Annotated in this window: 11 protein-coding genes; all 11 read left to right on the top strand. The window is 60.6% G+C overall.

Annotated features, from left to right (window positions below; all coding sequences use genetic code 11):
* Window positions 1-967 (top strand): helix-turn-helix transcriptional regulator (locus FTE24_RS05645; RefSeq protein ID WP_160441665.1); only part of this gene is annotated, 967 nt, incomplete at its 5' end.
* The gene (locus FTE24_RS05640) at window positions 964-2778 is read left to right on the top strand and encodes a sensor histidine kinase (RefSeq protein ID WP_337190017.1); all 1815 of its coding nucleotides are present in this window, start codon (window positions 964-966) and stop codon (window positions 2776-2778) included. The genes FTE24_RS05645 and FTE24_RS05640, both read left to right, overlap by 4 nt.
* A 2-nt stretch (window positions 2779-2780) precedes the next feature.
* Window positions 2781-4346, top strand: coding sequence for a response regulator transcription factor (locus FTE24_RS05635; RefSeq protein WP_150228852.1), 1566 nt, complete (start codon window positions 2781-2783; stop codon window positions 4344-4346).
* A gap of 171 nt (window positions 4347-4517) precedes the next feature.
* Window positions 4518-6155, top strand: coding sequence for an ABC transporter substrate-binding protein (locus FTE24_RS05630; protein WP_237401645.1), 1638 nt, complete (start codon window positions 4518-4520; stop codon window positions 6153-6155).
* Between the two features lie 101 nt (window positions 6156-6256).
* On the top strand, window positions 6257-7213 hold the full coding sequence (locus FTE24_RS05625) for an ABC transporter permease (RefSeq protein ID WP_141449703.1): 957 nt from the start codon (window positions 6257-6259) through the stop codon (window positions 7211-7213).
* Window positions 7214-7228: 15 nt separating this feature from the next.
* Complete coding sequence (locus FTE24_RS05620; protein WP_141449704.1) at window positions 7229-8134, top strand: carbohydrate ABC transporter permease; 906 nt, start codon at window positions 7229-7231, stop codon at window positions 8132-8134.
* A 69-nt stretch (window positions 8135-8203) separates the two neighbouring features.
* Complete coding sequence (locus FTE24_RS05615; RefSeq protein ID WP_150228853.1) at window positions 8204-9205, top strand: endo-1,4-beta-xylanase; 1002 nt, start codon at window positions 8204-8206, stop codon at window positions 9203-9205.
* A gap of 226 nt (window positions 9206-9431) precedes the next feature.
* Window positions 9432-10376 carry a phosphate ABC transporter substrate-binding protein gene (locus tag FTE24_RS05610; RefSeq protein WP_150228855.1) on the top strand — a complete coding sequence of 315 codons (945 nt, stop codon included), beginning with the start codon at window positions 9432-9434 and terminating at the stop codon, window positions 10374-10376.
* Window positions 10377-10457: 81 nt separating this feature from the next.
* Window positions 10458-11369 carry a phosphate ABC transporter permease subunit PstC gene (gene pstC / locus FTE24_RS05605; RefSeq protein WP_150228857.1) on the top strand — a complete coding sequence of 304 codons (912 nt, stop codon included), beginning with the start codon at window positions 10458-10460 and terminating at the stop codon, window positions 11367-11369.
* Window positions 11366-12262, top strand: coding sequence for a phosphate ABC transporter permease PstA (pstA, locus tag FTE24_RS05600; protein WP_141449708.1), 897 nt, complete (start codon window positions 11366-11368; stop codon window positions 12260-12262). Before pstC ends, pstA begins: the two co-directional genes overlap by 4 nt.
* A gap of 13 nt (window positions 12263-12275) precedes the next feature.
* The gene (gene pstB / locus FTE24_RS05595) at window positions 12276-13049 is read left to right on the top strand and encodes a phosphate ABC transporter ATP-binding protein PstB (protein ID WP_150228859.1); all 774 of its coding nucleotides are present in this window, start codon (window positions 12276-12278) and stop codon (window positions 13047-13049) included.
* The last annotated feature ends 168 nt before the right edge of the window (window positions 13050-13217 follow it).

The raw sequence follows: 13217 nt of genomic DNA, 5'->3' as shown, positions 1-13217 counted from the left end.
CGCCCGTGCGCTGCCGCGCGCCGCGCTGAAGCGCACGGCGGAGCGGCTGCGCGCCGCCGGTACGCCGGCGTGGACGTTCGACGACGGCCGGGGCCGACTCGGCCTGCTCGCCGCCTGCGCGCCGGACGCGCTGGAAAGCGATCTGCGCCAGCTTGCGGCTTCGGCCGCCGGCACGGCCGTCTACGTCAGCGGCCCCGGCCGGGGGCCGGACTCGCTTGCGCGGCTGTACGCGCAGGCGATCGCGCTGCGCGATCGCCTGCATGCGCTCGGCCAGGGCGGCGTGTACCGGCATGACGAAGCGCAAATTCCGGGCAGCGTCGGCTTCGCGGAATGCCTCGCTTTCGCCGAACGCATTCTGGAATCCGTCGACGGCGGAGAGGTCGAAGCGGTATCCTGCGCCGTGTCGGACCTGTTCGGGTTGTTCGGGCGGCTGCGCGTGCCCGGCGGCTGGGCGCAAAGCGTCGTGCGCCATCTGCTTGGCGAGCTGCTGCGCCGGGAAGATTCGCCGGCTGCGGCGTCTGCCCCGGCGGCCGGACGGTTCGACGAAGACTCCGGACCCGCGGAAGCCGAACTGCTCCGGCGCTGCACGGAGGCGGCGGAGCGCGTTCGGACCAATCGGTCGGCCGGAACGTCGGGCGCATCGCCGATCGCCGAAGCGATCGACTATATGCGGCAGCATTACCGCGACAAGCTGCAGCTGCGCGATCTGGCCGCCAGATGCCATTTGAATCCGGTCTATTTCGGCCAGCAGTTCAAACGGGCGACCGGATACGGCTTCAACGATTACGTGCATCGTCTTCGGGCCGAAGAAGCGCGCAAGCTGCTTCGGCGCACCGATATGAAGATCGCCGAGATCGCCGGCGCGCTCGGCTATCACGACACGGAATATTTCAGCGCCAAATTCAAAGCCGTCACCGGCGACCTGCCTTCGCTCTACCGGACCCGTGAGAGAGGAAGTGCGGAGTGAAGCGCCGCGGCTTTGCGCTGCCGGCGCTGAACGATCTTCCACTCAAACGGAAATTTCTGCTGATCTACCTGCTCTGCGTGCTGCTGCCGATCATGTCGATCAACCTGTTCTTCTATGAACGGACTTCGGCGGACATCGAGCTGCGCGAACAGGAGAACCTGCGGCGTTCCGTCGAACGCGCCGGCGGCGAACTGCTCGGCATGATCGACGAGAGCGTGGCGCTCAGCCGCTCGATCGCGTCCGACGATTCGCTGTACGAAGCGCTGGACCGGACGTATGCGTCCCCGGCCGATTATTACGCCGTCTACGACGGCTTTTTGCGCGACAAATTGACCCGCTACATGTCCGCCAACATCGCGGACGTGCGCGTCTATACGGCCAACGACAGTATTCAGACCGGATCGAACTACCGGGTCGTGCCCGGCGGAGGCGAAGTGCCGGAATGGATCGCGGCGCTGGGCGCTTCTTCGTCCGCGATTGCCGCGGCCGCCTATCTCGACGACGATTTTTACAAGCCGGGCCGCCGGATCAGTATCGCCGGACGAATGGACCTCTACCCGTCCTACTCGGGTTATGCCAAATATTCGCGTGTCGACCTCGATTTGGGCCGCATCTCGTCGATCTTGAACCGGGAAAGCGGCAGCGTGCGGTTCAGGCTGGTCGACGACCGGGGCCGCGTCGTGGCCGACGGGCTGGGCGGACGCGACGGAGAAGGTGCCTTCTACGCCAATCCGGAACTGACGCCGGAGCAGCTGTCTTCCGGCTTCGCCCTCGAACGCCCGCTCGGCAGTCTGAATTACGTGCGGGGCTGGAAGCTTGTCGGCATCGCGGACACCCGCTATATCGACGGCCTGATGAACGAATCGCTGCGCTCCATTTTGGGACTCGGCATCGTAAGCACGATCGTGCCTTCGCTGCTGATCTTTTTCGTGTTCCGTTCGTACCATGCGCGGATCAAGCGGCTGTCGCGGCATATGGAGCAGGTGCGCAGCGAACGGTTCGACCTGATCGATATTCCGGAAGGCCGGGACGAGATCGGCGGGCTTATTCGGGCGTTCAATCTGATGACCGGCCGGATCCGCTCGCTGATCAACGACGTGTACAAGCTGGAGATCCGCCAGAAAAATCTGGAGCTGGACCGCGTCCGCACGGAGCTTGCGATGCTGCAGAGCCAGGTGAACCCGCATTTTCTGTTCAATACGCTGAACGCCGTGCTCGTCGTCTGCACCCGCAACGGCTACAAGGAAGTGACCGTCATCGTCAAAAATCTGTCGCTGCTCATGCGCCAGCTGCTCAGCCGTCCCGACGATCTGGTGCCGCTGGAAGAAGAACTGCAATTTATCCGCATGTATCTGGAGATCGAGAAGTTCCGGTTCGGCGACCGGTTCGATTACGCGTTCGAAGTCGAGCCGTGGACCGCCGGGCTGCGCATTCCGCGCATGAGCCTCCAGCCGCTCGTCGAGAACGCGTGCAAGCACGGCCTGCAGGGCCGGAAGTCGGGACGCCTGATCACCATCTCGGCGCGGGCGACAGGCGAAGGGCTGGGCGTGTTCGTTCGCGACAACGGGGTCGGCATGAACGAACGCAAGCTCGGCGAAGTGAACGATCTGATGCGCGCGGAAAGTTCTGCCGACGGCGCGAACGTCGGGCTGCGCAACGTGCACCGGCGCCTGGAACTGTTTTACCGGCGGGATGTCAGGCTTGTGCTGCGCAGCCGGATCGAAGAAGGCACGGAAGCGGGCTTCGTCATTCCGTCGTTCTGGCTGACGCGCGGCGAAGACGAGACGTATCCGTGGAACAAGGAGGCCTGAACATGGACACGAAATACGAGGTATTGTTGGTCGACGACGAACCGTTGGCGATCGAAGGGCTCAAGCTGCTGGTCGATTGGGACAAATACGGATTTCGGATCGGCGGGACGTGCGAGAACGGCGAAGAAGCGATCCGCCGTATTCGCGCCGACGCGCCTGACCTCGTCGTGACCGATATCCGCATGCCGGTCATGGACGGGCTGCGCCTGATCGAAGAGACGCGCGAAGGCGGCGACCGCTCGACGCTGTTCGTCATCACGAGCGGGTACGACGATTTCGATTATGCGCTTCGCGCGATGCGGCTCGGCGTATCGAATTATTTGACCAAGCCGCTGATGGACGACGAGACGGACGAGATGCTGCGGCGCGTACGCGCGCAGCTCGAAGAACGCACGCGCCGCTCCGTGCAGGCGCTGCGGGCGGATATCGGCCTTGAGCGCCGGGCGCTGTCGCTTGCGCTGTTCGGCGGGGACGAAGAAGAACAGACCCCGGATCTTTGCGGCGCGCTGGAGCGGCTGTCGAGCCGGGCAGGCGAATGGGTCTATCTGCGGCTGACGACCAACGCGCAGTGGATGCCGGCTGTCCGGGAAGCGCTCGCGCCGCTGCAGGCCGGGCCGGACGGCTGCCGCCTGATCGACGAAGGCCGATTTGCGGTCGGCATCGTGCTGGGCCTGCCGGATGAGGCGGCGGCGCTCGGAGCGGGCGAAGCCGCCCGGGCTTTCGGTCAGGCGCTGCTGGACCGGCTGCCGCCCGAGTCGGCGGGGCAGGTGCGCCTGGCCGCGGGCCGCTCCGTGGAGAGGCCGGAGGAGCTGGGCGCGTCGCTCAGAAGCGCCGAAGAAGCCGCGGCTTTCCTGTTTTTTGGCGGATCGGATCTCGTGCTCCATGCGGATATCGCCGCCAAGCGGCTGTCGTTCGACGCCTCCGTGCTCGAACAGGCCGACCGGATCGCCGCGCTGACGGAAGGCGGGAACCGGGAAGAGATCGTCCGGCTGCTGGGCGAAGCATTCGCCGGTTTCCGGGCGCGGCTGACCTCGCCCGAGCTGGTGCGCATGTTCGCGGCGCGGATCGTGCTGCGCTGCGCTTACGTCTGCGAAGAGCTGGGCGGCGATTCCGAAGAGACGATCCGGCGCTCGCCGTTCTGCCGGGACGTTCCGCTGCTGCCGGATCTGGCGGAGACGGGGCTGGCGCTGGAAAAGTTCTGCCTCGACTGCCGCCTGCAGGCATCCCGGCTGACCGAGCGCAGCGGAGGCGGCGTGCAGGCGCAGGTCGCCGAATTTTTGCGCGAACGCTATGCCGAGACGTTCACGATTCGCGAACTGGCGGAACGCTTCTATGTACATCCGGTCTATCTGGGCCAGTCGTTCACCCGCAAATACGGCGTCGGCATCGCGCAGTTCGTACACGAGCTGCGGATCGAAGAAGCGTGCCGGCTTCTATTGGAAGAAGACCTGCCTTCCTCCGCGATCGCCGAGCGGGTCGGGTACAAAGGCTACCCGCATTTTCTCAAACAGTTCGAGAAGAAGACCGGCTTGAAGCCGGCGGAATACAGGGCGCAGGCTTCAAGCTGAGCGCCCTTTTTCATGCCGCGGGCGACAGAGTGCTTAAATTCAGGGGGGAAGAAGCTTAAATCCACCTATTATGTAAGCGTATACATTCAAGCATAATAAAGGAGCAAAGAATATTCGACTACAAAAAAAGCGTTCGACTTACAAGGAGGTTCACTAATGGGGAGGTCAAACATGAAAAAGCTATGGGGAGCGACATCGCTCGTGCTTGCGACCGCGCTTGCGCTCGGAGGCTGCGGCAGCGCGGAAAAAGAAACGGCGCAGGACGGTTCGGAAGTCGTGACGATTTCCGCGTTCATCAGTACGCCGAACCAGGCGCCGGCCGAGAATAACCGGATCTACAAAAAGATTCAGGACGAGCTCGGCGTCAAGCTGAACATGGAATTCCTGGTCGGCGACCTGCAGCAGAAGCTCGGCGTCATGATCGCCGGCGGCGAATACGCGGATCTGATCACGGCCGATACGAAGCTGGTAGCGGCCGGGGCGGTCATCCCGCTCGAAGACCTGATCGAAGAACACGCGCCGAATCTCAAAAAGCATTACGCGCAGCATTGGAACCGGATGAAAGATTCCAGCGACGGCCATATCTACTGGCTGCCGAACTACGGCGCCTATTCCGGCGAATTCGTCAGCAATTCGTATTCCGGTCCGGCTTTCTGGATTCAGAAAGCGGTGCTCAAAGACGCCGGTTATCCGACGCCCAAGACGCTGGACGAATACCTGAAGCTGATCCGCGATTACGCCGCCAAAAATCCGACGATCGACGGACAGCCGACCATCGGCTTCACGACGCTCGCTTCCGACTGGCGGACGTTCCCGCTGCTGAACCCGCCGGAGCATCTCACGGGGCACCCCAACGACGGGGGCGTCGTGGTCGACAACGACGTCGCTTCGGTGTTCGCGGACAAAGACATTTCCAAGCAGTATTACCAGGAGCTGAACGGCCTGTATAACGAAGGGCTGTTCGACAAGGAAGCGTTCGTGCAGAACTACGACCAATACCTGGCCAAGCTGTCGTCCGGCCGCGTGCTCGGCATGTTCGACCAGCACTGGAACTTCCAGCCGGCCGAAGACACGCTGATTTCGCAAAACAAAATCGATCAGACATACGTCGGCTTCCCGCTCGTCTACGACGAGAGTATCACGGACCATTATCTCGACCGTCCGGTCATCAACTTGAACAACGGCTTCGGCATTAGCAAAAACGCCAAAGATCCGGTACGCGTCATCAAGTTCCTCGATGCGCTGATGGACGAGAAATACCAGAAGATGCTCAGCTGGGGCGAAGAAGGCGTCGACTACATGGTCGACGACAAAGGGCGCTTCTACCGCACGCCGGAGCAGCGCAAGCAGCAGGAAGATCCCGCCTGGAAGCTTGCGAACCGCGCGGACGGCTTCTACGGAGCCGCGCCGAAGACGCAGGGCACGTTCAGCGACGGCAACGGCACCGGTCCCGGAGACCAGCCGGAAGAATTCTACGCCAGCCTGCGCGACGAAGACAAAAAGCTGCTCGACACGTACGGCTTCAAGACGTGGAGCGATTTCTTCTCGCCGGCGCCGGAAAACCCGGTCTATTACCCGGCTTGGCAGATCGACCTGATCGAAGGCTCCGACGCTTCGGTCGCCAACAAGCAGATGACGGACGCTTCGCTCAAGCATCTGCCGCAGGCCGTCATGGCCGGACCGGGCCAATTCGACTCCGCCTGGGACAAGTACGTCTCGGAATTCGGCAAGATCAACGTCAAATCGTACGAAGACCGCGTGAACGAACAGATCCAGTGGCGGATCAAGAACTGGGCCACCGACAAGTAATCGTGACAGGAAGGCGAATCGGGACAGGGGAAGCGCTCGAAGCGCATCTCCCGTCCCTGCTCGCCGATCGAGGCCGCAGAGCCGGTTAGGGGGAGAATAGGATGGCCAAAGCCGTTACGCGCAAATCCGCATCCGCGGACCTGCCCAAATCTTCGCTGTTGAAGCGAATGCGCAGCCAAAAGCAGCTCATGTTCATGTCGCTGCCGATCGTCGTTTACATTCTCGTTTTTTCGTACTATCCGATATGGGGTTGGATCATGGCTTTTCAGGACTACAGTCCCGCCCGCGCGTTTTCGGAACAAAAATGGGTCGGTTTCAAGCATTTCGCGTTTCTGTTCACGGACGACGCGTTTCTGCGGGTGCTGCGCAACACCGTAGCCATGAGTCTCATCAACATGATTCTCGGGTTCGTGACCGCCATTGTGTTCGCCCTGCTGCTCAACGAGATCAAAGGACGCTTTTTCAAAAGAACGATCCAGACCGTCTCGTATCTTCCGCACTTTCTGTCCTGGATCATCGTAACAGGCATCGTGGCGAGCTCCCTGTCGGTCGACGGCGGCATCGTGAACGTGGTGCTGATGAGTCTCGGGTTGATTCAAGAACCGATCATGTGGCTCAGCGTGCCCGAATATTTCTGGGGCATCGTCGGCGGTTCCCATGTATGGAAAGAACTCGGCTGGAACGCGATCATCTATCTGGCCGCGATCACGTCGATCGATCCGTCCCAGTACGAAGCGGCGGAGATCGACGGAGCGAACCGCTACCACAAGATGCTGTATATCACGCTGCCGGGAATCAAGTCGATCGTCGTGATACTGCTGATCATGAATATGGGCTGGATGCTCGAAGCGGGCTTCGAAGTGCAGTATCTGCTCGGCAACGGCATCGTGGTGGACTGGTCGCAGACCATCGATATTTTCGTGCTCAAATACGGCCTGCAGATCGGCAACTATTCGCTCGCGACCGCGGCGGGCATTTTCAAGACGGTCGTCAGCATTACGCTGATCTTTGCCGCCAACACCATTGCCAAGCGGCTCGGCGAAGACCGGCTGATCTAAGGGAGGACAGAAGCGATGAATGCCAAAAAAACGCAGATCGAACCGTTCGTGTTCCATACGCTCAACGGCCTGCTCATGATCGCCGTGGCCGTCATTACGCTGTATCCATTTCTCAATACGTTTGCGGTATCGCTTAACGCGGGCAACGATACGATTCGCGGCGGCATCTATATGTGGCCGCGCGAGTGGACCGGACAAAATTACCGCGCCGTCTTCGCGAACGGCAACATCCTGAACGCGTTCTGGGTCTCCGTGGCCCGGACCGTGATCGCGACGGTGCTCAGCTTGTTCCTGACCTCGATGCTCGCCTACGCGCTCAGCCGCAAAGATTATCTGCTGCGCAAGCCGATCACCATTTTGGTCGTGCTGACGATGTATTTCAGCGCGGGGCTGATTCCGACCTATTTCCTGATCAAAGACCTGCATCTGCTCAACAACTTCCTCGTCTATATCGTGCCGGGACTCGTGAGCGCATTCAACATGATCGTCATCCGCACGTATATCCAGACGCTGCCGGAAGGGCTGATCGAATCGGCGAAAATCGATGGCGCGGGCGATTTCCGCACGTTCATGTCGATCATCCTGCCGCTGTGCCAGCCGGTGCTCGCCACCGTGGCGCTGTTCGTGGCCGTCGGGCAGTGGAATTCGTGGTTCGACACGTTTCTGTACGCGTCGTCCAAGCAGGAACTCAGCACGCTGCAGTTCGAGCTGATGAAGCTGCTGTCGTCTTCGATGAACCTGAACAGCAGCGCGGCCGTATCGAGCGGGGCCGACCCGGCCGCCGCCGCGCAGAGCCAGGTGACGCCGGTATCGATCCGCGCGGCGATCACGATCGTCGCTTCGCTGCCGATCCTGGTCGTCTATCCGTTTTTGCAAAAATATTTCGTGCACGGCCTGCAGCTCGGCAGCGTCAAGGAATAACCGCAATAACCGGAATAACCGGCAAACTGGAAGCCCGTGAGACATAATAAGAAAAAAGGAGCGAATCCGATGGACACCGCAATCCCTTCCCTGCATGAAGCCTATGCCGGCCTGTTCCGGATCGGCGCCGCCGTAAGCACGGACACGCTGCGGCGCGAAGGTCTATTCATCGCCGGCCAATACAACAGCCTCACCGCCGAGAATCAAATGAAGTTCGAGGAGATCCAGCCCGAAGAAGGGCGCTACGCGTTCGAAGCGGCCGATGCCATCGTCGAATTCGCGCAGCGCGGAGGGATGGCGATGCGCGGGCATACGCTCGTCTGGCACAACCAGACGCCGGACTGGGTGTTCCGCGCGGCGGACGGCGGCGACGCTTCCCGCGAAGAGGTGCTGAGGCGTATCGAAGACCACGCCCACGCCGTCATGGGCCGCTACCGCGGCAGAATCGGCGCGTGGGACGTCGTCAACGAAGCGGTGGAAGACGAAGGCGACGGGTACCTGCGGCCGACCAAGTGGCTGGAGCGGATCGGCGAAGACTATTTGGAGCGGGCGTTCCGTATCGCGCACGAAGCCGATCCCGACGCCCGGCTGTTCTACAACGATTACAACGAGACCGATCCCGTCAAACGGATCAAGATCCATAAGCTCGTGCGCTCGCTGTTGGAAGCCGGGGCGCCGGTGCACGGCATCGGCATGCAGGGACACTGGAACCTGTACGGGCCCCCGATCGACGAAATCAAGGAAGCAATCGAGCTTTACGCTTCGCTTGGCGTTCGGCTGCATATTACGGAACTTGACGTGTCGGCATTCCGGTTCGAAGACCGCAGAACCGACCTGCTCCGCCCGACGCCCGAGATGGAAGAACGCCTGACGGAGCGGTACGAAGAGATCTTCAAGCTGTTTCGCGAATACCGCTCCGCCATCGATTCGGTGACGTTCTGGGGAGCGGCGGATACGCGAACGTGGCTGGACGGGTTCCCGGTGCGCGGGCGGTTGAACTGGCCGCTGCCGTTCGACCGGGAACTTCGGCCGAAGCCTGCATTTTGGCGCATGCTCGAAGCGGCGCGCTGAATGCGGCGACCTCCAACCGAGAAGTCTGCGGAATCCCGCGGGCTTCTTTTTTTGCTTTTTTAAAATAGAAACGCAAAGCCGCGATATTTTACACTGTTTTTACAAAACAATGGTTTTGCGTTAATTTTCGCTCTCTACAATAGGAACTGTTAAGCGGCACGGACAACTCGGACAGAGAGAAGACGGCCGCAATCGTATGAACACCACTAGGAGGGTCAAACCAGACATGAAATCGAAAAAAACGTTATTCGGCACTTTAACACTTTCCGCAATGCTCGCGCTTACCGCTTGCGGTAACGGCAGCACGACGGCTACCACGGAAACACCGGCAGCAGGTTCGGGCACGACTCCGGCAGCTGCGGAAACGCCTGCGGCAGAGACCGTATCGGGATCCATCCTGGCAGTCGGATCGACGGCTTTGCAGCCGCTGGTCGATCAAGTGGGACAGAAATACATGACCGAAAACGCTGAAGTGACGGTTCAAGTACAAGGCGGAGGCAGCGGCACGGGTCTGACCCAAGTATCCGAAGGCGCAGCCGACATCGGCAACTCGGACGTGTTCGCGGAAGAAAAACTGGATGCCGACAAGGCAGCCGAACTGGTCGATCATCAAGTCGCGGTTGTCGCTATGGCAACTGTCGTGAACAAAGATACGGGCGTAACAAACCTGACGAAGCAGCAGCTGCTGGACGTTTTCAGCGGCAAAGTGAAGAACTGGAAAGAAGTCGGCGGTGCGGATCAAGCGATCGTCATCGTTAACCGTCCGAGCAGCTCGGGCACACGCGCTACTTTCGAGAAATACGCTTTGGGCGAAAAAGTGGAAAACGTACCGGGCGCGATCGAGCAGGATTCCTCGGGTACCGTTAAGCAAATCGTGGCCGATACCAAAGGCGCTGTAGGTTACCTGGCGTTCTCGTACCTCGACGACACCGTAACGGCACTGAGCTACGAAGGCGTAGAGCCTAAGGAAGAGAACGTGCAGAGCGGCAAGTACCCGATCTGGGCTTACGAGCACATGTATACGAAGGGCGAGCCTGACGGCGCGGCCAAAGCTTTCCTGGACTACATGATGACTGAAGAAGTGCAAAACGCCGACGTTGTGGAACTGGGCTACATCCCGGTATCCAGCATGGAAACGAAGCGTGACGCGGAAGGCAAAACGATTCAGTAAGCTCGGCAGCACCGGCACAACAGAGGCGGTCTCTCCGCCTCTGTTTGCGCGTGTAACGAAGAATGGAGAGGGTAACCAATTATGGAAAATACTAAACCCGCCTCGCGAGGACTCGCCAGGCATCGCCGCGAAGATCTGATCGGCAAAACCTATACGTATCTGTGCGTACTTATGCTTATCGTGGTCATCGTCTCGATCGTGTATTTCGTCGCTTCCAAAGGACTGGCGACGTTCACCAAGGACGGCGTCAGCCTGAGCCAGTTCCTGTTCGGCCGCAGCTGGAATCCGACCGGCGACACCCCGTCGTTCGGCGCGCTGCCGTTCATCGCCGGTTCGTTCGTCGTGTCGATGCTTGCCGCGCTGATCGCCGGCCCGCTCAGCATCTGCGCCGCTTTGTTCATGACCGAGATCGTGCCGGGCAAAGGCAAACGAATCCTGCAGCCGGCTATCGAGCTGCTGTCGGGCATTCCGTCCGTCGTCTACGGCTTTATCGGCCTGACCGTCCTGATTCCGTTTATCAGCACGTTGACGGGCGGCACTTCGGTCGGCTACGGCGTCGGAGCGGGTGCGCTCGTGCTGTCGATCATGATCCTGCCGACGATCACGAGCATCGCCGCCGACGCGCTGGCTTCGCTGCCGCGCGGCATGCGCGAAGCGTCCTACGCCCTCGGGGCGACGCGCTGGCAGACGATCTACCGCGTCGTGCTGCCTACGCTCGCACCTTCGCTGTGGACAGGTATTATCCTCGGTATCGCGCGCGCTTTCGGCGAAGCGCTTGCCGTGCAAATGGTTATCGGCAACGCTCCGTTCCTGCCGACTTCCCTGGTCCAGTCGGCTTCGACCCTGACCAGCGTCATCACCCTGAACATGAGCAACACGGTAACCGGAACGGTACAGAACAACGTCCTCTGGAGTATGGCGCTGATGCTGCTCTTTATGACCTTCGTGTTCATCATTGCGGTACGGCTGCTCCAAAGGAGGAATAAACTGTGAATGCAAAAACCGCAGACAAACTCGCGACCGGCATCATCGTCTTTTTCGCAGTCGTCATCGTCGCGATTCTGGCCGGCCTGCTCGGCATTATTCTGTTCCGGGGCATCGCCCATATCGACTGGCACTTCCTGACGTCGCCTTCGCAGAACATGAAGGCCGGCGGCGGCATCGGGCCGCAGCTGTTCAACTCGCTGTTCCTGCTCGTGCTGACGATGATCATCACGGTGCCGATCGGCCTCGGCGGCGGCATCTACATGGCGGAATATGCGCGCGAAGGCAAAGTCACCGCGTTTATCCGCCTCGTCGTCGAAGTGCTGTCTTCGTTCCCGTCGATCGTCGTGGGCCTGTTCGGCCTCCTGCTGTTCGTCAACACATTCGATCTCGGATACTCCCTGCTGTCCGGCGCGATCGCGCTGGCGATCTTCAACCTGCCGCTCATGGTGCGGATTACGGAACAATCGTTCCGCGCCGTACCGAGAGAGCAGAAGGAAGCCGGGCTTGCACTCGGGCTGTCCAAGTGGAAGATCATCACCTCGATCCTGCTGCCCGTCGCCCTGCCAAGCTTGATCACCGGCACGATTCTTGCCGCCGGTCGCGTGTTCGGCGAAGCGGCCGCGCTGCTGTTCACGTCGGGCATGACGACGCCGCCGCTCGACTTCACCGATTGGAACCCGCTGCATCCGCGGTCCCCGATCAACCCGCTGCGTCCGGCGGAGACGCTGGCCGTACACATCTGGAAGCTGAACAGCGAAGGCGTTGTACCGGACGCGAAGCAGGTCGCCGCAGGCGCCTCCGCCGTGCTCGTCATCATGGTGCTGCTGTTCAATCTGGTCGCACGCTGGTTCGGCCGCTTCGTATACCGCAAGATTACCGCTTCCAAGCGGATGGAATAGGAGGACTCTTGCCATGCAGACGCAGACCCGTACACAGCCCCGTTTCGGCACGGAAGAGCTGAGCGTATTTTACGGCACGAACGAAGCCGTCAAAAAGATCAACATGGAATTTCCCGAGAAAAGCGTCACCGCGCTGATCGGACCTTCGGGCTGCGGGAAGTCGACCTTCCTGCGTTCCCTGAACCGGATGAATGACGAGATCGCGTCCGCGCGCGTCGCCGGCCGGATCTGGATGGACGGCCAGGACCTGAACGACAAAAACACGGATGCGGTCACGCTGCGCCAGAAGATCGGCATGGTCTGGCAGCGTCCGAACCCGTTCTACAAGTCCATTTACGAAAATATCGCGTTCGGTCCGAGATACCACGGCACGCGCAGCAAAAAGAAGCTGGACGAGATCGTCGAGCAGAGCCTGCGCCGCGCCGCGCTGTGGGACGAAGTCAAAGACCGGCTGAAGGAATCCGCGCTGTCGCTGTCCGGCGGCCAGCAGCAGCGTCTGTGCATCGCGCGCGCGCTGTCCGTCAGCCCGCAGATCCTGCTGCTCGACGAGCCGGCTTCGGCGCTTGACCCGGTATCGACCGGCAAAGTCGAAGAGCTGATCATCGAACTCAAAAAAGATCTTCGCATCGTGATCGTGACGCACAACATGCAGCAGGCCGCCCGCGTCTCCGATTCGACCGCCTATTTTTACCTGGGCAACCTGATCGAGCACGACGACACGACCAAGCTGTTCTCCAACCCTTCGAACCAAATGACCCAGGAATACATCATGGGTCGGTTTGGCTGAAGACCCGATCCGGGCCTGATTCCGCACAAGCGGGAATCCCGGCCCGGCCGCCGGTTACGCAATTTTTCATACGATAAGGTCTGGACCGTTTCCTTCTTCGCGAAGGAACCGGTCTTTTTTTGACGCGTTAACTCTTACGGTTGAACGGGCGTCCGGAATCAAGTACGA

Source organism: Saccharibacillus sp. WB 17, assembly GCF_008634075.2.
In the GTDB taxonomy this organism is placed as follows: Bacteria; Bacillota; Bacilli; order Paenibacillales; family Paenibacillaceae; genus Saccharibacillus; species Saccharibacillus brassicae.
The sequence above is the reverse complement of the archived record's forward strand: the minus strand, read 5'-3'. Positions and strand labels throughout refer to the sequence as shown.